General features: G+C 48.4%; 20 protein-coding genes. 14 read left to right on the forward strand and 6 right to left on the reverse strand.

Annotated elements, in window-relative coordinates; genetic code table 11:
• The 7 genes from HP568_RS14550 to HP568_RS29795 all read left to right on the forward strand — a co-directional run bounded on the left by HP568_RS14550 (position 1) and on the right by HP568_RS29795 (position 6,224).
• Positions 1-825 (forward strand): sugar phosphate isomerase/epimerase family protein, encoded by an 825-nt coding sequence (locus HP568_RS14550; RefSeq protein WP_173629447.1) that lies wholly within the window; start codon positions 1-3, stop codon positions 823-825.
• 27 nt (positions 826-852) lie between these two features.
• Entirely contained in the window at positions 853-1,839 is a 987-nt protein-coding gene (locus HP568_RS14555) for an ROK family protein (protein WP_173629448.1), read from the forward strand.
• A gap of 163 nt (positions 1,840-2,002) precedes the next feature.
• The gene (locus HP568_RS14560) at positions 2,003-2,818 is read left to right on the forward strand and encodes a hypothetical protein (RefSeq protein WP_173629449.1); all 816 of its coding nucleotides are present in this window, start codon (positions 2,003-2,005) and stop codon (positions 2,816-2,818) included.
• Positions 2,819-2,943: 125 nt separating this feature from the next.
• A complete protein-coding gene (locus HP568_RS14565; RefSeq protein WP_173629450.1) occupies positions 2,944-3,996 on the forward strand; it encodes a hypothetical protein in 1,053 nt (350 codons plus the stop codon).
• Positions 3,997-4,129: 133 nt separating this feature from the next.
• A complete protein-coding gene (cysK, locus tag HP568_RS14570) occupies positions 4,130-5,044 on the forward strand; it encodes a cysteine synthase A (protein ID WP_173629451.1) in 915 nt (304 codons plus the stop codon).
• Between the two features lie 15 nt (positions 5,045-5,059).
• Positions 5,060-5,569, forward strand: a complete 510-nt coding sequence (locus HP568_RS29790) for an FAD-dependent oxidoreductase (protein ID WP_254551228.1) — start codon at positions 5,060-5,062, stop codon at positions 5,567-5,569.
• Between the two features lie 7 nt (positions 5,570-5,576).
• Positions 5,577-6,224 carry an FAD-dependent monooxygenase gene (locus tag HP568_RS29795; protein WP_254551230.1) on the forward strand — a complete coding sequence of 216 codons (648 nt, stop codon included), beginning with the start codon at positions 5,577-5,579 and terminating at the stop codon, positions 6,222-6,224.
• A gap of 57 nt (positions 6,225-6,281) precedes the next feature.
• Here the strand turns inward: HP568_RS29795 and HP568_RS14580 are convergent, their stop codons facing one another.
• A complete protein-coding gene (locus HP568_RS14580) occupies positions 6,282-7,466 on the reverse strand; it encodes an amidohydrolase (RefSeq protein WP_173629452.1) in 1,185 nt (394 codons plus the stop codon).
• 241 nt (positions 7,467-7,707) lie between these two features.
• Between HP568_RS14580 and HP568_RS14585 the strand changes: the two genes are divergently transcribed.
• Positions 7,708-9,039 (forward strand): ATP-binding protein, encoded by a 1,332-nt coding sequence (locus tag HP568_RS14585; protein ID WP_173629453.1) that lies wholly within the window; start codon positions 7,708-7,710, stop codon positions 9,037-9,039.
• Positions 9,040-9,115: 76 nt separating this feature from the next.
• On the opposite strand, the gene HP568_RS14590 is transcribed toward HP568_RS14585, so the two are convergent.
• Complete coding sequence (locus HP568_RS14590) at positions 9,116-10,303, reverse strand: MFS transporter (protein WP_173629454.1); 1,188 nt, start codon at positions 10,301-10,303, stop codon at positions 9,116-9,118.
• Between the two features lie 124 nt (positions 10,304-10,427).
• Positions 10,428-11,186, reverse strand: coding sequence for a TrmB family transcriptional regulator (locus HP568_RS14595; RefSeq protein ID WP_173629455.1), 759 nt, complete (start codon positions 11,184-11,186; stop codon positions 10,428-10,430).
• A gap of 397 nt (positions 11,187-11,583) precedes the next feature.
• Here HP568_RS14595 and HP568_RS14600 point away from each other — a divergent pair, with 397 nt between their 5' ends.
• The 6 genes from HP568_RS14600 (at position 11,584) to HP568_RS14625 (ending at position 17,683) form a co-directional block, all read left to right on the forward strand.
• Entirely contained in the window at positions 11,584-13,845 is a 2,262-nt protein-coding gene (locus tag HP568_RS14600; RefSeq protein ID WP_173629456.1) for an immune inhibitor A domain-containing protein, read from the forward strand.
• 199 nt (positions 13,846-14,044) lie between these two features.
• Entirely contained in the window at positions 14,045-14,875 is an 831-nt protein-coding gene (locus tag HP568_RS14605; RefSeq protein WP_048032017.1) for an electron transfer flavoprotein subunit beta/FixA family protein, read from the forward strand.
• Positions 14,872-15,894 carry an electron transfer flavoprotein subunit alpha/FixB family protein gene (locus HP568_RS14610; protein WP_056497710.1) on the forward strand — a complete coding sequence of 341 codons (1,023 nt, stop codon included), beginning with the start codon at positions 14,872-14,874 and terminating at the stop codon, positions 15,892-15,894. Before HP568_RS14605 ends, HP568_RS14610 begins: the two co-directional genes overlap by 4 nt.
• Positions 15,887-17,182: an FAD-dependent oxidoreductase gene (locus HP568_RS14615; protein WP_048032019.1), complete on the forward strand. Its 1,296-nt coding sequence runs from the start codon at positions 15,887-15,889 to the stop codon at positions 17,180-17,182. The genes HP568_RS14610 and HP568_RS14615 overlap by 8 nt, the downstream gene beginning before the upstream one ends.
• Complete coding sequence (locus HP568_RS14620; protein WP_007726971.1) at positions 17,182-17,478, forward strand: ferredoxin family protein; 297 nt, start codon at positions 17,182-17,184, stop codon at positions 17,476-17,478. The genes HP568_RS14615 and HP568_RS14620 overlap by 1 nt, the downstream gene beginning before the upstream one ends.
• 13 nt (positions 17,479-17,491) lie before the next feature.
• Positions 17,492-17,683 carry a hypothetical protein gene (locus HP568_RS14625; protein ID WP_217366596.1) on the forward strand — a complete coding sequence of 64 codons (192 nt, stop codon included), beginning with the start codon at positions 17,492-17,494 and terminating at the stop codon, positions 17,681-17,683.
• A 37-nt stretch (positions 17,684-17,720) separates the two neighbouring features.
• Here HP568_RS14625 and HP568_RS14630 read toward each other — a convergent pair whose 3' ends face one another.
• From HP568_RS14630 to HP568_RS14635, 3 genes are all read right to left on the reverse strand, one after another.
• Positions 17,721-18,110 carry a M67 family metallopeptidase gene (locus tag HP568_RS14630; protein ID WP_048032020.1) on the reverse strand — a complete coding sequence of 130 codons (390 nt, stop codon included), beginning with the start codon at positions 18,108-18,110 and terminating at the stop codon, positions 17,721-17,723.
• A gap of 22 nt (positions 18,111-18,132) precedes the next feature.
• The gene (locus HP568_RS29535; protein WP_217366592.1) at positions 18,133-18,315 is read right to left on the reverse strand and encodes a hypothetical protein; all 183 of its coding nucleotides are present in this window, start codon (positions 18,313-18,315) and stop codon (positions 18,133-18,135) included.
• Positions 18,316-18,398: 83 nt separating this feature from the next.
• On the reverse strand, positions 18,399-20,235 hold a 1,837-nt coding region (locus tag HP568_RS14635), incomplete at its 5' end, for a coiled-coil domain-containing protein (RefSeq protein ID WP_483862129.1).

A 20,235-nucleotide genomic window follows, 5' to 3' on the forward strand; every position in this document is an offset into this window, starting at 1 on the left:
ATGGCTTTTCAAAAGGGAATCAATGCGTGGTGCTTCCCAAAGGAAACGAGCGTGCAAGAAATGTTTCGTCAAGCGAAAGCGCATGGCTATCAAGGGGTAGAACTGAATTTGGACGAGGGAGATGCTCCTTTTCATCTAGAGATGACAGAGGGAGAATGGAAGGGCTTGGCGGACGAGGCTCGCGAGCTCGGTTTGGAGCTGCCAAGCGTCTCTACTGCCCTTTTATGGAAATATCCGTTGACACACCATGAGGAAAAGGTCCGCGAACAAGGCATCCGTGTTGTCGAGAATATGATAGAGGCGGCAAGCATTTTTGGCTCACGGACCGTCCTTGTCGTCCCAGGTCTCGTAACAGCTGAGGTGTCGTATGATACGGCCTACGAGCGGGCGCGTGAAGCATTGCAGCGCTTGGCGAAAAAGGCCGAGCAGCATCAGGTATACATCGGGGTAGAAAACGTGTGGAACAAGTTTTTGCTCAGTCCGCTGGAGATGGCCCGCTTGATCGATGAAGTAGACAGTCCTTGGGTAGGCGCTTATTTTGATGTAGGCAACGTGCTCCAATTCGGTTTTCCTGAGCAATGGATTCGCATTTTGGGCAAGAGAATTCAAGCGATTCACGTCAAAGATTTCAAGACGACGACAGGCAACATCACAGGGTTCGTGCCGCTGCTCGCTGGCGATATTCCATGGAACCGCGTGGTGGAAGCGTTGCGTGAGATCGGGTATGACGGCTACATCATCCCGGAAATCTCGCCTTACAGCCAGTTGCCTGAGCAATTGATCGCGCATACGTCCCAGGCATTGGACGCCATTTTTCAATCGTGAATGGACAGCAAGGATGTGAAGCGGAAGATGAATCAAGACAAACCATATGCCATCGGGATTGATCTGGGCGGCACGAAGATCATGGCCGCGATCGTCGACCAGCATGGCAACATCCTCAGGCAGGCGAACGCAGCGACCCAAACAGAAGAGGCAGCTCAGGCAGTCATCGGTCGTATCGGTGATTTGGTGCAGATTGTCTTGGACGATAGCGGCATCAATCTCTCTCGCATTCGCGGGATCGGGATTGCAACTGCGGGAATAATTGATACGCAGCGCCAAATGGTCATTTTTGCGAGCAATTTAAACTGGAGCGATGTGCCGATCGGCGCAATGCTTCAGGAGCGGTTTGGCGTAGCCGTGCAATTGATCAATGATGCCAATGCAGCAGCGGTAGCAGAATGGGCGTTTGGAAGTGCACGAGGCACGAAAGACTTGATCTATGTAACAGTCAGTACGGGTGTTGGTGCTGGCATTATTAGTGGAGGACGGCTGATTACAGGTGTTGGCGATAGTGCTGGGGAGTTCGGGCATATTTCGCTTGATCCCGAAGGACCGCTGTGCATGTGCGGGAATAGAGGATGCCTGGAAAATTACACGTCTGGGCTGGCTTTGGCAAGTAGAGCCAGGGAACAGCTTCTACAGGGTGCTATAAGCTCGTTGCTCGTTGAAAATGGGAATGACGTGAGCAGGATAACGGCTAGAGAGGTAGGCGAGGCAGCGGTTCGTGGAGATTTACTCAGCATGACTTTGATGAAGGAAGCAGGTTATTATCTCGGGGTCGGACTGACCAATCTGATTCATCTGTTCAATCCGCAGGTGATTGTCATTGGTGGCGGTGTGATGAAGAATGGACAACTGCTGCTTGCAGAAGCGAAGAACGTCATTCGCGAGCGCTCTATCTCCCGGATGGCAAACCAAGTGAGCCTCCAGTTGACGACAATCGGAGCGGAGGCAGGTGTGCTCGGTGCAGCAGGCATGTATTATCCGTCCGAGCGTGAAATGGTTGAGGTTTAACGGAATGAAAGTGCGCGAAGCCGATGTTTGGGAGACATCGGCTTTTTCCTGTTCCCTGTACAGTGCAAGTCATAGGAGCCTAGACCTAGATTCTATCTATTGGTAAAATATTGATTGGAAAAATCCTCACATAGCATGATAGAGAGACAGACGGAGGGGTACCATGGCAGAGGCCAAAACAGCAAAAGCAGCGAAGAAGCCCGGATTTTTCAAAGAACTCCTTACTTTTTTATTGGTAATTGCCATCATCCTTGGAATTGCTAGCGGTGCTATTTTCTATTTATCTGGGAAAAACCTTGATGATCTGCTAGGATCGCGACCGGTAGCAAAAAAGGAAACGAATCAGTCTGCACCCGTTAGTCCGGTGTCTACAGGTCAGGAAGTGGGCACAAATCAGCAGTCAAATGCTGTACCTGTTTCCTCAGAGGAAAATGGTGCAACAGACGCGGCGATGTCAGCGGCTTATCCTGTAGAAACGCAAGGACAACAAAGTAATGCTGTAGGACAAGTGGAACAACCAGCACTTCCTACACCAAAGGGATCGCTTAAAGGTACGATTACGTGGCAGTATAACGATTTTGTTGGGACGAAACCGGACGTGAATGCAAAGATTCTGCTCATTCGTACAGATTTTTATAAAAATACGATTACCGATGTAGAAGAGGGAGTATTTGCAATAGGTTTGGCTCCAAAAAACTCGGGTTTATTCGCGGGAAAAGCAAATGGGTATGGAAACTACGAGATTGGTAACTTGCCGGTTGGAGAATACCATATCATGATCGTATCCGCACAAACTACTCGCGACATTATGCTGCCTGTGGATGAATATCCCATAACGAAATTGAAACCATACATACAAAAATGGGATGAATTTTTATCGTTGAGTCTAATGGATAAGAAATATCACGTCGCTACCATTACCATCGAAGAAGGTCAAACACTCGATTTTAGTCACGATTTTGGGAATACGTTTTTTTAATGAGTGTTTTGGCCTTTAGACTCATAGGGTTTTCCACCGCGATTCAGGTATCATAAAACTATGGCACGTTTTGGCAGGAAAAACAGGTCAAACGTAATAGAAATTGTGGGTAAAGGGGTCGCAGCATGAAGGGAAAAAACAAAAGCATCATGATCGTCTTGGCTCTAGTCATTGTCGCATTGCTGGGATACACAGGCTATCGTTTCTTTGGTCCTGTGACACTGGCGGAAGGGTATTTGTACGAAGATGATACACGCATGCTATACACGAGTGTCACGGTGAATAACGAGAAAGTTAACGTTGAAATGACGGATTCCATCGTCGAAACAGAAGATAGCATCCCTGTTCTGAAAACCGAGTCGATCTTGCTGGAGGGAACGCTGGATGGGGAGCAGCTAACCCTCAAAAATCCGGCAACTGGTCAGGATATCATCGGCACTGTGAACGGTGACGAGCTCCAATTTGACGGGCTGCTTATGGAAGAAAATAAGGGGCAGACGAGTCTTGTTGCCACAAACAAAAGCGTGTACGAGAGCAAGTTGGCGACACTAACCAAGCGGACCAACGAGGAAGCAGAAGTAAAAAAGAAAGAAGTAGCAGAACAAAGAGCCAAAGATGCAGCGCGTGTTGACTTCGCCAAAAAAGTAGAAAAGACAGGGAAGCTAGAGGCTGATCTGATCGAAACGGCAAAGTATTTGGACGAGCTGCAATTTACGGATGAAGCGCAGTTTTCCAATGATCAAATAGCAGAGCTGCAAAGACTGTTGGAAGAGATTCGTACCTATTCGACGCAGCCAGGCTTGAGCAAGATGGAATTCGAGGTCATGCAAGGAACACTGGGCAGTATGAAGGTGTTGGTCGATGGGATGAACACGATGGATGGCTCGATCCAGGACAAAAACAAAAACATGCAGGAAATGATCGCCATCATGGAGACCGACATGAAGGATATCCAAACGATATGGGCGGAAATCAAAACGAGCGTGCCGGATGCCGAGAAACGGGAAAAAGAAATCAATGCGGCCATCAAGACGGCGACTGATTCCATCGTGCAGGCGAAGCAGCGCCACGGCTCGGTAGACAAAAGCGGACAAGCAAAAGTGAAGGAAACTGCGAACAGTCTGTATCAACAAGCGGTGAATGTACTGAATCAGACAAAAGCAAAGTATGGTTTTTAGACAGGAACAAGGCTCTCATTCGGGAGCTTTTTCTCATTTCAGCACCCTTATCGTTTTCAGGTCGGAAAAATAGTATTATTCTTATAGTATTACTAAGGGATAATCATAAGGCAAATTTTCCAGGAGGAGTACGATGAGCGTCTACCAGAACATTACCGAATTGATTGGAAATACGCCGATTGTTCGACTGAGGCGCATGGTTCCTGAAGGAGCAGCAGAAGTTTTTGTGAAGCTGGAGAAATTCAATCCGTCCGGAAGTGTGAAGGACCGCGCTGCCTACAATCTGATTTTGACGGCTGAGCAAGCGGGACTAATCCAACCGGGGGATACGATCATTGAGCCGACGAGCGGCAATACGGGAATCGGCTTGGCGATGAATGCCGCCGCAAAAGGCTACCGCGCGATTTTGGTCATGCCTGACAATATGTCGAAGGAACGGATCAATATATTGAAAGCGTATGGGGCAGAGGTTGTATTGACCCCGAGCGAGCTGAGAATGCCAGGGGCGATTGCCAAAGCGCAGGAACTGCAAAAAGAGATTCCGCGCAGCTTTATTCCTCAGCAATTCGAGAATCAGGCGAACCCGGACATCCATCGAACGACGACAGCGAAGGAAATTTTTGCGCAAACGAATGGTCGACTGGATGCGTTTGTCGCCACAGCCGGAACGGGTGGAACGATTACAGGGACAGGCGAAGCATTGCGGGAAAAGCTCCCGGAGCTGTATATCGCTGTCGTCGAACCAAAAGGGTCCCAGGTTTTGTCTGGTGGAAAGCCTGGACCACATAAACTGGTCGGCACGAGCCCTGGTTTTGTTCCACAAATCCTCAATACAAGCATTTATAATGAAATCATACAAATTGCAGACGAAGACGCCCTACAAAGCATGCGGCAGCTTGCTGCGTTGGAAGGGATTCTCGTCGGCCCTTCATCGGGTGCCTCGGTCTTTGCTGCCATTACGATTGCCGAAAGGCTGGGAGTGGGTAAGCGGGTCGTGTGCATTGCGCCTGACACGGGGGAGCGGTATTTGAGTATGAATCTTTTCTAATTAGGAGAAAAGGCGATGAGCAACGAAAAACATGCGCTGATTATCGGGGCAGGCTTGAGCGGGCTTGCATCAGCGCTTGCCTTGAAGCAAAAGGGTTGGCAAGTGACGCTTTACGAGCAGGCAAAGGAGCATAAAGGCATCGGTGCTGGAATCGTTTTGGCTGCTAATGCGATGAAGGCATTGGATAAGCTGGGAGTTGGACAGGAAGTACGCGAGCTTGGGGCAGCCGTCCGTTCAGCAAGGATTCGCGACTGGAAGGGAAATTTGTTAGTCGAGCTACCTGTCGCGGAGCAAGCAGAACGGTACGGGGCTGACAGCTACTTGATTCATCGGGCTGATCTACAGCAGGCTCTTTTAGCGAAAATCTCGACACATGAATTGGTTCCAGGCAAGCAGCTCATATCTTTTTCTCAAGAAGAGCAAAGGGTTCATGCCGCTTTTGCAGATGGTTCAAGTACTCGTGGGGCGATTCTGATCGGAGCGGACGGGATTCACTCTTTGTGTACGGAAGAGCCTGTTCGGTGAAGAGGCAATGAGATACTCCGGGTACACGGCGATTCGCGGGATTGCTACCTACCAAGACCCTCGTTATCCACTGGAATCAGGAGGCGGCTTTGAAGCATGGGGCAGGGGGATTCGGTTCGGGTTTTCTCATATCGGCAACAATCGAATTCATTGGTTTGCCGCCATTAATGCACCTGAGGGAGAAAAAGATGGGCCGATGGGGCGGAAGCAAGTGACGTTGCGTAGACTCGACGGCTGGTATGAACCAGTACGTGCAGTGATTGAGGCGACAGAGGATGCAGCTATCTTGCGGCATGATATTTATGACCGTGCACCACTCAGGAGATGGAGTGAGGGGCGGGTTACATTAGTAGGCGATGCGGCACATCCGATGCTGCCGAATCTGGGGCAAGGGGCGGGGCAGGGAATGGAAGACGCACTCGTTCTGGCGAGATGCTTGGCAGATGCCGATACGGACTCGGCCCACGCTTTGCGCATGTATGAAGAGCTACGGAAGAAGCGGGCGAATGCGATTATGAAAGGTTCCCGCCTGATGGGAGCAGTCACCCAATGGGAAAATCCGCTGGCGATCGCGGCTCGTCATTTTATGCTAAAAACGATCCCTGCCCGTATCCAGAGCAGAAGATTGGACTGGATTGTTGGACACGAGGTGTGAATATGGCGGTAGAAAAAGGCAAGGAGCATGAGGCCCTTGCCTTTCAACTTTGTTCGCTTATTGATGACGTGCCTGATAGGCAAGCAACGCTGCAATGAATAACTGACCGGTTTGAATCATGGAGCGCTCATCGACATCGAATTTGGGATGATGATGCGGATACGTCGCCTGAATCTCCGGGTTGCGTCCACCGACCATGAAGAAGGTAGCGGGGCGCTCTTGGGCAAAGTAAGCAAAATCCTCTCCGCCCATGCCAGGTGGGATTTTCAATACGCGCTCCTCACCAAAAATACGTTTGGCTTCTGCTACAAATAGCGGAGTCTCTGTCTCATCGTTCCAAGTAGCTGGGTAACCGCGTTGATACATGATTTCGCACGTAGCGCCGACTGCCTGGCAACTGGCTTCCACGATACGTTTCAGAGATTGCTCGACCGCGACTCTCACTTCCTCGTCATACGTGCGGACGGTTCCCTTGAGCCTCACTTGATCAGGAATGACGTTGAACGCTTCGCCCCCGCCAACGAAGGAGCAAACAGACAGAACGACTTGTTTCAGCGGATCTACCTGACGGCTGGCAATCTGCTGCAAATTCATGACAACCTGACTGCCCAAGACGATTGGATCAACGGAGGTATGCGGATAAGCACCGTGCCCGCCTTTTCCGTACAAGACGATCTCGAAGCTATCTGCTGCTGCCGTAATGTAGCCATGACCGATCCCGACAGTGCCCACGGGAAGCTCGGAGGCCACGTGCGCGCCATACACGACATCGACTCCTTCGAGGCAACCCGCCTCTACCATGGCTTTGGCGCCACCAGGTGGCAGCTCTTCCGCGAACTGATGCAGGAATACCACATTTCCTGGGAGCTCGTCGCGGAACTCGCTCAACACTTGTGCGACTCCCAAAAGTCCGGAGGTATGTATGTCGTGACCGCAAGCGTGCATGACGCCCGGAATGCGGGACTTATAAGGTACTTCTTTTTCATCTTGGATGGGCAAGGCATCGAAGTCAGCGCGCAACGCAACTGTTTTTCCTGGCTTTCCACCCCTCAGGAGACCGACAACACCCATGCCGCCGACACCGGTTTGTACTTCTATACCAAAAGAAGCCAGCTTGTCCGCTACTTTCTTCGCTGTGTTTTCCTCCTGAAAGGAAAGCTCGGGATACATATGCAAATCACGTCTGAATGTAACAAGCTCTGGATAAATCTCTTGCAGTCGGGCAAACCATTTTTCTTCCATCGAACCCACTCCTTTTTCCTAGGGAAAGAGATTGGTATTTCGTATTCGCCTTATTATAAAAATATTCCGAATCATAATTCAATGTATGATTTCGAGAACTATAATGAAGCTACATTCATATTATGTAGACATTTCCAGTAGAAATCTCTAGAATATTAGAGAGACATGTTTAAAAGGTCGTGTTTTTAGTACAACTGCGTAATCAAAAGACGACTTTTTGAACAGATGGATTGAGGAGATTATGACGAGTCCAACACAACCAAAAAATCCTAGAGTACTAATCATTATGCTCGTTTCTGGTATCCTTGTTTTGATCTTGACTTGTGTAAGCATCGCGATTTCCTATTTCAATACGATTCAATCCGTCCGACTCTCTATTGCGAATCAAAGCATGAAAGCTGCTTCTACAGTAGCAGACAGTCTAGATGTTGACGCGTATCAGGAGTTTTTACGAAATCCGGTAAAAGAGACCCCCGCCTATGAACGAATCGAACAGCAATTGAATCAAGCGCGTGAGCAGTTCGGTCTGCTGTATTTATACACGATTCAAGTCAATGAAGACAGGCAGAGTGGTCGCGCGATGATCGTAGCAAGGCCTCCAAATGCGCAGCAAAATTTTGATATCGGTATGCCAATTGTTCTATCTCCTGAGCACATTCAAATGATTTACGGAGGATCATCAGCGTACTACTCAGATATTATCAGAGATCCAGATTACGGGGTCTACATGTCTGCGGGCGCGCCGCTTAGAGATAGAGAAGGAAGAATCATCGGAATCATCGGAGTAGATACGGACGTAGCCATCGTCGAGGATATTGGAAATGATGTCGTTCGTAGCAGCATTCCTGTTTTTGCGGTCCAAGGCTTGTTTGTCGTCGTACTGATTTTCCTGGTTCTGTGCATGGAACGCTGGTACCAACGCGCCATCAAGGCAGCAGTTGGTGAGACGGAAGAAACCTACCAGGATGAATTGCGCTCAGTCATTTGTTCGATGCGCTCCATCCGTCATGATTTCGTCAATCACATGCAGGTGCTCTACGGTTTGATCGAATGCGGATATTATCCAAAAGCACGAGATTACGTGCAGTCGTTGCTGAAAGAAACCAAGCTTTTGGACCTCACCGTGAGGTTTGCGAATCCTGCTTTAATGGTATTGCTTCACACCAAATGGGAGCAGGCTAAATCCAAACAAATCGTGATGCAATTTGAAGAATGTTCTGATCCAATCGATAACATTCCTTCCACTGATCTGATCAAAATTTTATCGAATCTTATTGATAATGCGATTGAAGCGGCGGAGTTAGCAGATGGGGAAAAACGAGTCAGCATTTATTTTTGCTGTGATGAAGAACACATTATTTTCCGAGTTGAAAATACAGGACCGGAAATATCAACAGAACAACGTACACGTATTTTTGAGAATGGCTATACAACGAAAACAGAGAAAAAATGTGGCTCGCGTGGAACGGGTCTGACGATTGTAGATTCAGTTGTGCACAAGTACAAGGGGAAAATTGAGGTTTGGTCCGAGCGGGGAATCACGAGATTTACCGTCCGGTTGCCAGTGAAATAGGCTCATAACGAAAACGATTCTAGGATGATAAGAAAAAGCCGTCAACGATTTGACGGCTTTTTGCTTTTGTGAGTCTCTATGCATGGTGTTCTGGCGTAGGTTGCACCACTTGGCTTTCCTGTGCTTGAAATGGACGTGAGATCGAGTAGAAGGCAAATCCGAATGAAAGCAGGACAAACACAGCTCCAACCCAAGGCGTGTAGATGACGGAAGACCGCTCGACGACGAGACCGCCAGCCAGAGAGCCAAGGGCGATACCTAAATGCTGGGCAGAAGTATTCAAGCTTAATTGAATGTCTGCGGTAGCAGGTGAGCAGGAGATCAAATAGTTTTGCTGTGCTGGCGAAATGGCCCAGCTAAGCGCACTCCAGATTACCATGATCGGCAAGAACAAATAAAGCGAGCCTGTAAAAAACGGCAAGACGCACATGATCAAGCCAAACACGGGAATGATGAACAAAATGCTTTTGGTTGCTCCCCATTTGTCTGCGATCCAACCGCCAATACCACCGCCTGCAACGGCAGCAATCCCGAACACGAGATAAATCCAGCTCAGTGTCGTTGCGTCTACATTCATCGTCGTTTGCAGATAAGGGGTAAAGTATGCATACAGCGTCAAGTGACCTGTCAGCATTAACAAGACGATAAACAATGCGCTGAATAGCTTTCCGCTACGGAGGGTAGACATTTGATCACGTAACGGAATTGGCGGTGCAGTTTGAACTTTTGGCAAAAACAAGAGGATAAAAATCATCGCAACGATACTAAGAGCCGCAATTAACCAAAACGGGGCACGCCATCCGAAGGCATTCCCCAGCGCCAAGCCAACAGGGACGCCGAGTACGAGCGAACCGCTAATCCCCATGAAAATAACGCCAATGGCACGGCCGCGATATGCAGGTTCTACAAGACTCGTCGCAATGGTAATCGACAGCACAATCAGGATAGAACTACTTGCTGCGCTCAAGATGCGTGCTGTCATTAATACAGCGTAGCTCGGACTAAGTGCCGCGAGCACATTACTCAGGAAAAAGGCCGCTAATGCATACAAGTATAGCTTTTTGCGCTCGACACGCCTCGTAACATGCAGGAGCAGAGGAGCGGCAATGGCAAATGCAAGCGAGAATATGGTGATCAATTGTCCGGCGGCGCTAATCGATACCTGAAGATCACGAGCAATCAGATCAAGCGTACCACCGATAATCAATTCCACCGTACCTACAACAAAGGTAGCAATCGCTAAGATGAAGACACGTGGATTCAAAACAATAGCTCCTCTCAAGTGAAAAGGTTACTACCATAATAGTAACCTTTTTTATCGTGTGCAACTAGAAAATTCTCCATACAAATAAAAAAGACTCTGGCCAATAGCCAAAGTCCACGTATTGTCAGTATCGGAGGCGGATGATCATCTTGCGGATTTCTTCATCGTCAAACAGTTGATCCACATATTTTTGGGTGATTTTTGTCAGCGCGACATCATGGTAAAAAGAATCGGCAAAAAATTTGACGAACGGTTGACCGCGTGTCTTGATCGCATGCCAGCCCGTGTCCTCCTCACCTGCAAAAATCATTTCATCCTGGTCCACTACGATTAGCTGATAGCGTTCCAAGCCTTGATGCTCTTGCACAGGGATAAAGGAATGAACACAGGAAAGCTTGGTGTTAATCTGCCCGATGACCAAGGCTTCGATCTCCACTCCTTCTTTTTCTTTCATCTCCAATAGGGGTACATACTCCAAAAAATCATCCGACCAGGCAGAGATGCGAATAGACCGTGTTGCTCGTTGGATCAATTGTTTACATTCCGCGCGGATCGATTCGTCAACCTTCAGGCTCCAGACCCGGTCATCGCGTACGGTTTTATGAGAAAGGGAGCTGGTCAATTTTTTGACGTCCATTTGAAATTGGCGGGTCAGCTTTTCTACCAGGCTGTCCAAAGGAAGGGCTGTATACCGCTTTTTCTTTTCAGATATGGTGTCAAGGACCATCCCCTTTTCTACCAGACGATTCAACACCTCATAAATCTTTGCCTTTGGCACCCCCGAATGCTTCACGACCATTGCTGCATCGAGAGGCTCGCCGCTAGACGCCAACGCTTCATAAACTTTACTCTCATACAGAGAAAAACCAAATGTTTGCAGCATCAAAATCCTCCAAGGAAAACACGAGCATTTTTATTCGATCGTACCGATAATCGAGTTATTTTGCAAGAAAGAGAGGGGGGCGAAAGAAATATCTGATAGAAAAATATCGACTTTTATCGACAAAATTCAACAAATTTCTATAGGCCTTTAGGAGGTAGACACGATGGTAATATATCGATCTGATACCCTGTGAATAAATGATTAGCCGAAATTTCGGCACTTGCTGTTACTAGTTCGATAGCCTTAGTGAGAAATTTCTTTTGAACGGGAAGTATTTTTTGTCGAAGGAAAGAATTTGGCAAAAATTACGTATCACGCAATAATTATGAATAGTCGGAATTGGGGGTTTAATTTTTCCGATGCATCACAAATAGATAGAAAAAGAGGGTGAACCGTAGTGAAGAAAGGCAAGAAGCTCTTATCCGTTTTATTTTCCTCCTCACTCGTGCTCAGTACTTTCGTGGCTGCACCTGCAACGGGTTTGGCCAAATCAAAAGAGGACAAGCATGATCTGCATGTAGACTTGTCCACTGTTAACCTGGAGCGACTGATTAAAGGGTTAATGGAGCAAGGAATCATTGATGAAGATGCCGATCAGGAAGAGATTGACGAGGCGTTGCTCGAGTACTTGGAAGACAAAAAAGTACCGCACGGCGTTGACGAATCGAGCTCTTATGGTAGGGAAGCGAGCAGAGGGCAGCAGGCAGCATTGGCGAAGGCAGCCCAGAAAGTGGCAGAGATGGAGGAAGGCGATGAATTGCGCTCTTCCAAACGACTACATACCGATAACATCGTTGTCGCTCTTGTCGAGTTCCCAGACCGGGAGCATAACGAGTTACCAAAAGTGAGTGACTCGCTTTGGACGAAAGACTTTAACGAAAAGCATTATAAAGAGATGCTGTTTGATCAGAAGGGGTACGAAACTCCTGAAGGAATCAGCATGACAACGATGGCGAAATACTTCTATCTGCAATCGGGAAAAACATGGACGGTTGATGGTGTGGTAACGCCATGGCAAATGGCAGAGAATAGCTACAAATATTATGGAGAAAACTCGAAAGCCGGTGACGATTCCAATCCGCGCGATTTGGTAATCGAGACGCTTGAGGCAGTTGGGGAATCCATTGCCGGGAAAGAGGAATTGTACGATCAGCGTGATCCGTATGATATCGATGGTGATGGAGACCTGATGGAGCCGGATGGCAATCTGGACAACCTCATGCTCGTTCATGCAGGGATTGGAGAAGAGACAGGGGAAGACCCAGATGCGATCTGGTCTCACCGTTGGACCTTGAAAAAACCAGTGGATATTCCAGGCACAAGCCTCAAAGCGTTTGATTACATGATCCAGCCTGAAGATGGCGCACCAGGTGTATTCACTCACGAATACGGACACAATCTCGGTTTGCCAGACTTGTATGACACGACAAGAGGCGGAAAAGATTCGCCAGTAGGTGCTTGGTCCCTCATGTCGTCTGGTAGCCACACAGGTAAGGTTTTCCAAACAGAACCTACTGGCCTTGATCCTTGGTCAAAAATGGTCCTGCAGCAAATGTTCGGCGGAAACTGGATTAAACCGTACGTGCTGGACTACAAGGATGTAGAGAAGCGCAAGAGAAGCCTTCGACTCATTGATGCGAGCAGCCTTGAGAAGGACGGCAAGGTCATCAAGCTGAACATGCCTAAGGTCGAAAAGAAACCTCCGGTTGAGCCAAAGGATGGCGGATACGCGTACTTCTCGGATGAAGGCAACAAGCTGAATACAAAAATGACGTCTGATGTGATCGATTTAACAGGGGCCAGCTCCGCAGCGATGAAATTCGATTCGTGGAGAAGCATTGAGGAAGGCTATGACTACGTGTACGTCAATGTAATCGATACGGATACAGGCGAGAAAAAAGAAGTTCAAAAATACGATGACGTAACCAAAGGCTGGGACAAAGAAGAAATCAGCCTGAACGAGTTCGTCGGTAAAAAGGTACAAGTTGAGTTTAACTATGTGACGGATGTCGCATTCGTGATGGATGGCTTCTATTTGGATAACTTCGAAGTAGAGGCAGATGGACAAGTCATCTTCGCAGATGATGCAGAGGGTGAGAAGAAGTTCAAATTGGATGGCTTCACTCACTTCGATGGAAAAGGAAAAATGTACGATGCGTACTACCTGGTTGAGCTGCGCTCTCACGAAGGAATTGACGCTGGATTGAAGCATTTCCGTCGCAACGACTCCTTCTTCACGTATGATCCAGGTATGGTCATCTGGTACTTTGATGGTCGTTACGAAAGATCCCGTGACAACAATACAAGCCTGCACCCAGGCTACGGCATGCTCGGTGTAGTAGATGCCCATCAGGAAGTACGTTACTGGAACAATGATGAAGGTAACAAAAAGGCAATCGCAGATTCCCGTTACCAAGTGAATGATGCTGCGTTTAGCCCGAACGATACATCTGGAATGGATCTGGATTACATTTTGGGAACGATGGAATACGAGCCGTTGGATGGCGTCACTGAGTTTGAAGACAGTGATGATTACTCGATGCCGGAAGTGCCGGAAGTCGGTAAAATCCTGCCGCAAATCGGTTTGGAAATCAAACTGAAAAGAGTTTCCAAGAAGTTCACGGATGCTACGATTGAGTTCTCCATTGATAAAGATTAATGAATAAGCCAAAAGACGCCACACAGCGCGAAGCTGATGTTTGGCGTCTTTTTCGTTTCTATGATTACTGGTCTAAGCTCGGTTGCATCGAAATAGGCTATAACAATGAACGACAAGCTGCCTGATCTGATTGCGCGTAAGAAAGGCAACCTTTTGTACAGGCATAGGTATCGCGCCCGGCAGCAAGGGGGGATCAATCATGCTGCATATTGTTGCTTGCATTAAGCAGGTGCCGGACACCAAAATCATCAAGATGAATCCGAAGACGAATACGATGGATCGCGCCAGTGCGCCAGCCATTCTCAACCCGTATGATGCACATGCGGTGGAGGAAGCCGTTCGTTTGAAAAATCGATATGGGGGTGTGGTCTCCGTCGTTACCATGGGACCGCCGCCAGCGGTGAAGGCCATTCGGAAATGTATCGAGATCGGAGCAGACGCAGGCTATCTGGTAACGGATCGTGCATTTGCCGGAGCAGACACATTGGCAACCAGCTATGCCATTACCAAAGCTATTGAGAAGATTGCAGAAAGCCAGCCAGTCGACCTCGTCATTTGCGGGAAGATGACCATCGACGGTGATACGGGACAAGTCGGACCGGGTGTCGCCAGAAGGTTGGATATTCCACCGCTTACGTGTGTGAAAAAAGTAGTGGAGATAAACAAAGAACAAGGTTACGCCATCGTGCATCGAAAGCTGGAGGATGGGTATGAAGTCATTCAGTCGACCTTGCCTTGTTTGTTTTCCGTGGAGAAGGAGATTAACGAGGTACCTTATTCTCCGCTACCCAACATGCTTCGAGCTGCTAGATATCAGCCTGTTATCTGGTCCGTCGATGACTTGGGGGATATCGATCGGACGCAGTTAGGTCTGAAGGGCTCTCCTACCATTGTTGCAAAAGTTTGGCCCCCAGAGAAGCCAAAGGGTGGCGAAATGCTCGAAGGAAGCGCCAGCGAGCAAATCGCGCGCTTGATGGAAATTTTGCACGATAAACAGCGATTGTTTCGGGTGAAGGAGGAGCAGATATGAATCTGGATGATTTTCGTGGCATCTGGGTGTTTTTAGAGGTGAGTGACGGCCGTATCGCCCCTGTATCACTCGAGCTGCTGGGGGCGGGTAGGCAAATGGCTGACAAGCGAGACGTGCCGCTTGCTGGCTTGTTAATCGGAGATGGAATCAAGGAGTTGGCCCACACGGCGTTTCCATACGGAGCGGACCAAGTGTATGTCTACGATCACAAAATTTTTCATGATTACCGAACAGAGTCCTACATGCGAGCAGTCATCGAATGTGTTCAAAAGCACAAGCCGGAAATCATCTTGTACGGGGCGACTTCAACTGGAAAAGATTTGGCGAGCGCTGTCGCGACGGACTTGGAGACAGGGCTGACCGCTGACACAACCATGCTCGATGTAAACGCGGAGACAGGCTTATTGGAGGCAAGCCGTCCTGCGTTTGGCGGTAACATCATGGCGACGATTTTGTGCAAAAAACATCGACCGCAAATGGCGACCGTTCGCCCGAAAGTCATGAAAGCGCTTGAGCCAGACGAGTCACGTACAGGAGAAATCATTGATGAAAGCATGGAGCTGCGTGAAGAAGATATTCGCACAAAAGTACTCAAAATCGTCCGGGAGACGAAGGAAAAGGTGCGGCTGGATGAGGCTGATGTGATCGTCGCTGGTGGCAAGGGACTCGGAAGCAAGGAAGGCTTTGCGCTTATTCATCGCTTCGCAGAACGAATCGGGGCAACCGTCGGGGCCAGCAGAGATGCGGTGGAAGCAGGCTGGATCGGTCATGATCATCAGGTCGGACAGACGGGAGTAACTGTCACGCCAAAAATTTACTTTGCCATCGGCATATCGGGAGCAATCCAGCATTTGGTCGGCATGCGCAACTCGGGAATGATCATTGCCATCAATAAAGATCCGAATGCCCTCATCTTCCAGTCTTGTCACTACGGTATTGTCGGTGATGCTTTTGAAATTGTGCCATTGCTCATTGAAGCATTCCAAAAGGAGCCGGACAAGGAGGTAACGTATGGCTGAGAAATTTGATGTAATCATTGTCGGAGCAGGGCCGGCCGGAACAGCTTGTGCTTATACGCTTGCCAAAGCGGGTGTAAATGTTCTGTTGATGGAGCGCGGGGAATATCCGGGTTCCAAAAACGTCATGGGAGGTGTTTTGTATCGCAAAACGATGGAAGACATCATTCCCGAATTTTACAAGGAGGCGCCTGTTGAACGGCCGATCGTCGAGCAGCGGTTCATGATGCTCGATAAGGAATCAGCCATCAATTTCAGTTATAAAGGCATGGAGTGGGCCCAGGAACCCTATAACAATTTCACGGTGCTGCGGGCGAAATTTGATCAATGGTTTGCAGATAAAGCCGTGCAGCAGGGGGCACTTTTACTCAATGAGACCGTCGCTTTGCAGTGCATCGTTGAAAATGGCAAGGTAGTCGGTGTCAAAACAGATCGACCGGATGGGGATCTATACGCAGATGTTGTTGTTCTGGCAGACGGCGTCAACTCCTTGCTGGCGAAATCGTTAGGTTTCCACAAAGAGTTTCGCCCAGATGAGGTAGCACTCGCTGTCATGGAAGTACTGAAGCTGGATCGTAAAATAATCGAGGATCGCTTTAACTTAGAGGGCGATCACGGTTGTACGATTGAAATTTTCGGGGATTCGACCAAAGGGATTTTGGGGACGGCGTGGTTGTATACGAATAAGGACAGCTTGAACATTGGGGTAGGAACGATGCTATCGGGTCTGATAAAAAACAAGATCAAGCCTTATGAGTTGTTGGACTATGTAAAGAATCACCCGATGATTCGACCGTATATTCAAGGCTGTGAGCAGCAGGAGTACTTGGCGCACCTAATTCCCGAGGGCGGATATCGTTCCATTCCCAAAATTGTCGGCAATGGTGTTCTTGTCGTCGGAGATGCTGCCCAGCTCGTCAATGCGATCCATCGAGAGGGATCGAATATGGCAATGGCATCTGGTGTCATGGCAGCGGAAACGATTCTGGCGGCAAAAGAGGCAGGGGACTATTCCGAAAAAATGCTCGACGGATACCGAATCAATCTATTGAACAGCTTTGTCGGTCAAGATTTGAAAAAGTACAAGGACGCAACGCATCACTTTGAAAAATTCCCGCAGTATTTCGAACAGTATATTCCGATGATGAACAAAGCAGCGAGTCAAATGTTCACGGTTGATGGCAGCTCAAAATGGAGTAAGCAGAAGAAAATTTGGAGCGAGCTCGGCTCTGCGAAGGACAAATGGAAAATGGCGCGTGATTTGATGAATGCGTGGAGGGTGATGAAGTGATGCAGGATTTACCGAAGGGCCAGTCAATCGAGGAGAAACAGTACCTTGTGCGCTTCAAAGCGGATACGGAGTCACATCTGCATGTGCTCTCCGCAGATGTTTGTGCGACGCAATGCCCTGATAAGCTCTGTACCATCTTCTGTCCTGCGGAAGTATACAAATGGGAAGAAGTGCGGATGCACGTCGGTTACGAAGGATGTCACGAGTGTGGGAGCTGCCGCATTGGTTGCCCGTACGAAAATATCAAATGGGTGTATCCGAAGGGTGGACACGGAATCATCTTCAGACTCGGGTAATGGGCGGCGATGAGTGGTGATACAAATAGGCGATCTGGTCGTTTATGTAAAGGATGGCGCAAAGGGAGTGGTCATTCATATTGAGGAGGACCGCTTCCAGGTAAAGTGGGAAGATGATTTTGTCAGTTGGGAGAAAAGGGAATGGTTGCTGCCCAGTTCAATGGAACATGGCGATCTTTTAAAACAGAAAGAACAGCGGGAGTAAATTCCCACTGTTCTTTTGTTTTGCGTGAATTTGACCACTAGTTACGGACTGTATAAGGATACACCCGAGCAAAAGACCCCTCAATTCGAAAACAGCCAAGAACTGGTTGTGGAGAAGCGAGCGAAACGATGAGATACGCGGCCTCCGGGTAATGACAGTAAGCAATATCTTCAGGTGACGGAATGGGAGGTGCAGTAGGGTGGGAGTGATAGATCCCGACCAAATGCTCCCCGCGCAACGCCATCTTATGGAAAACGTGTTGAATCTGCTTGGGGTCCATGGCGAAGGCGACCGGGCTTTTCAATGTATTTTCCATACGCCAAACCGTCTGTGCACTCCCATTTCTACCGGAAAGCAATCCGCACGTTTCATTTGGCTTCTTCTCAAGGGAATCTCGGATGATTTCATCCCAGACTGCACGGGTCATGGAAAAGGGGGCCTCTAAAAGATTAGCCTTGCCAACGCCTGCCGCAGCATCCTCCACTCGTTCTAGTCTGGACGGATGGTTGGACTTTATGAACCGGACCGGATTTTGGCAATGGCGATGGCGGCATTCTCGATGGGCGCTGGGCTGGATTGACTTGATGTTGTTGACGTTGGTGATACAGTGCACGCATTTGTTCAGGTGTCATGGTTTTTCCTCCCTTTCTGGACTGTATTATGTTGTATTCAGGATAGATTCACATGGTAACGGCGCTCGCACATTTTCACTTTTTCAACGAAACGGGTTGAATTCGTTGGCATTTTTGGGATAGGGCATCTGCATTTTTACTGGTGTGGAAGATAATTGTTGAGTGGAGGGATCGGAGCTTGGCATGAATTGCGTGCTTTGTTGGAATTGGGTGTTTGGCTGGAATTGAGTGTTTGGTTGGAATTGGACATTTTGCTGGAGTTGACTGAAGGCTTTATTGGATCGAGATTCCTTTTGCGTGAATTCTTTGATGATTTGCTTGTATTTTTCTTCGTTGTTCTGGAGTTCTTTCACCATGTTTTTGAGTCCGGTTATCGTCTTTTTCAACACTTGCTCCTGGGATGTAAACTGCTCAATGGCTTTTTCTTTTTCCGTTAACAGAGAGTCGTATTTTTGGGTTGTTTTCTCCAGCACTTCGTTCCATTTATTTTTTTGAAGAGAGACGTTCGCGAGCTTTTCGTCGGTTTCTTTGGCTTGTTGTTGAAAAGATTTGATACGATCCTGGGCTTCTGTTAATTGCTGTTGTGTTTCTTTTAATTCCGACTGGAGACTCCTTATGGTGTTTTGTGTTTGTTGGATTTCTTCATCGCGGTTTTGGATGCTTTGCTGCAATTCCTGCTCATGCAGGGAATGCGATTCGGCCAGCTTTTTATAGTCAGCGACGAGTTGATTTTTCGTTAACCGGGCTGCTTCCAGCTCAAGCAGAGCTTCCGTTAATTGTTGAGAAGTTTCTTCGTGTTTTGTTGTCCAACTTTGTTCAAGATCTATTGCTTTTTGCAGCATCTCGTGGCGGGTGGCTTCCAGCTCTTGCTCTTTCGTGCGTAAATCCTGTTTTTGCGCTTCGAGTTCTTGCTCTCGGGTGTATCTATCTTCATTTTGCACTTGTAGCTCTTGCTCCCGTGTTTGCAACTCTTGCCTTTGGACTTGGATTTCTTGTTCCTTAGAGAGGAGGGACTGTTCCAGTGTGTTTAGCTCTTGCTCCCGAGTGAACAACTCCTGTTCACGATTGTGTAGGGTATGTCCTTGAGCCTGTAGCTCCTGCTCTTGGTTCTGTAGCTCTTGATCTCGCGCGTTCAGCTCTTGCTTCAGCGTGAGTAACTCTTGCTCGTGGGAGTGGATCTCCTGCTCCTGAGAGAGAAGCTCCTGCCCGCGAAGCTGCAGCGCTTGCTCTCGGGATTGAAGTCCTTGTTCTTGGACCTGGAGTTCCTGGGTCTGAGCCAGAAGTGCTTGCTCCTGGGAGAGGTTGGCTTGCTCCCAATCGCGAAGCTCCTGTTCATGGGTCTTGAGCTCTTGTTCTTGAACCTGCAACGCCTGCGCATGAGCTTGTAGCTCTTTTCTTTGCGCCTGCAAATCTTTTTCAAAACCATTTAGTTCTTCTTCCCGAGCTTGGAGGTCTCGCGAATGTGCGAGAAGTTCTTGATCTCGGGCCTGAAGCCCTTGTTCGAAAGTAAGCAGCTCTTGTTCTTTTGTCTGGAGGTTATGATTTTGAGTGTGAAGTTCTTGTCCGCGCGCTTGCAGCTCTTGCTCAAGGGTGAAAAGGTCCTGCTCTCGCGCTTGAAGGTATTGCGTCTGGGTGAGAAGGTCTTGCCCCCGGGATTTAAGCTCTTGTTCGAGGAGTGTTAGTTCTTGTTCTTTTGTTTGCTGGTTATCTGCTTGCGTTTGCAGTTCTTGCCCTTGTACTTGGAGCTCTTGCTCAAAATGGAGAAGTTCCTGCTCACGTGCGTTGAGGTCTTGCGTCTGGGAATGCAGCTCTACCGCTTTGGACGTGAGTTGGTCTTCTTGCGTCTGGAGCTCTTGTTCGAGAGCGTGAAGGTCCTGTTCCCGTGCATGGAGGTCTTGCGCGAGAGAATGCAGCTCTAAT

The organism is Brevibacillus sp. MS2.2 (assembly GCF_013284345.1).
GTDB classification, from domain to species: Bacteria; Bacillota; Bacilli; order Brevibacillales; family Brevibacillaceae; genus Brevibacillus; species Brevibacillus brevis_C.

Excerpts from the sequence above, each read along its gene's own strand:
- HP568_RS14550 (WP_173629447.1), top strand. The coding sequence starts at position 1 with ATGGCTTTTCAAAAGGGAATCAATGCGTGGTGCTTCCCAAAGGAAACG.
- HP568_RS14555 (WP_173629448.1), top strand. The coding sequence starts at position 853 with ATGAATCAAGACAAACCATATGCCATCGGGATTGATCTGGGCGGCACG.
- HP568_RS14560 (WP_173629449.1), top strand. The coding sequence starts at position 2,003 with ATGGCAGAGGCCAAAACAGCAAAAGCAGCGAAGAAGCCCGGATTTTTC.
- HP568_RS14565 (WP_173629450.1), top strand. The coding sequence starts at position 2,944 with ATGAAGGGAAAAAACAAAAGCATCATGATCGTCTTGGCTCTAGTCATT.
- cysK (WP_173629451.1), top strand. The coding sequence starts at position 4,130 with ATGAGCGTCTACCAGAACATTACCGAATTGATTGGAAATACGCCGATT.
- HP568_RS29790 (WP_254551228.1), top strand. The coding sequence starts at position 5,060 with ATGAGCAACGAAAAACATGCGCTGATTATCGGGGCAGGCTTGAGCGGG.
- HP568_RS29795 (WP_254551230.1), top strand. The coding sequence starts at position 5,577 with ATGAGATACTCCGGGTACACGGCGATTCGCGGGATTGCTACCTACCAA.
- HP568_RS14580 (WP_173629452.1), bottom strand. The coding sequence starts at position 7,466 with ATGGAAGAAAAATGGTTTGCCCGACTGCAAGAGATTTATCCAGAGCTT.
- HP568_RS14585 (WP_173629453.1), top strand. The coding sequence starts at position 7,708 with ATGACGAGTCCAACACAACCAAAAAATCCTAGAGTACTAATCATTATG.
- HP568_RS14595 (WP_173629455.1), bottom strand. The coding sequence starts at position 11,186 with ATGCTGCAAACATTTGGTTTTTCTCTGTATGAGAGTAAAGTTTATGAA.
- HP568_RS14605 (WP_048032017.1), top strand. The coding sequence starts at position 14,045 with ATGCTGCATATTGTTGCTTGCATTAAGCAGGTGCCGGACACCAAAATC.
- HP568_RS14610 (WP_056497710.1), top strand. The coding sequence starts at position 14,872 with ATGAATCTGGATGATTTTCGTGGCATCTGGGTGTTTTTAGAGGTGAGT.
- HP568_RS14615 (WP_048032019.1), top strand. The coding sequence starts at position 15,887 with ATGGCTGAGAAATTTGATGTAATCATTGTCGGAGCAGGGCCGGCCGGA.
- HP568_RS14620 (WP_007726971.1), top strand. The coding sequence starts at position 17,182 with ATGCAGGATTTACCGAAGGGCCAGTCAATCGAGGAGAAACAGTACCTT.
- HP568_RS14630 (WP_048032020.1), bottom strand. The coding sequence starts at position 18,110 with ATGACCCGTGCAGTCTGGGATGAAATCATCCGAGATTCCCTTGAGAAG.
- HP568_RS29535 (WP_217366592.1), bottom strand. The coding sequence starts at position 18,315 with ATGACACCTGAACAAATGCGTGCACTGTATCACCAACGTCAACAACAT.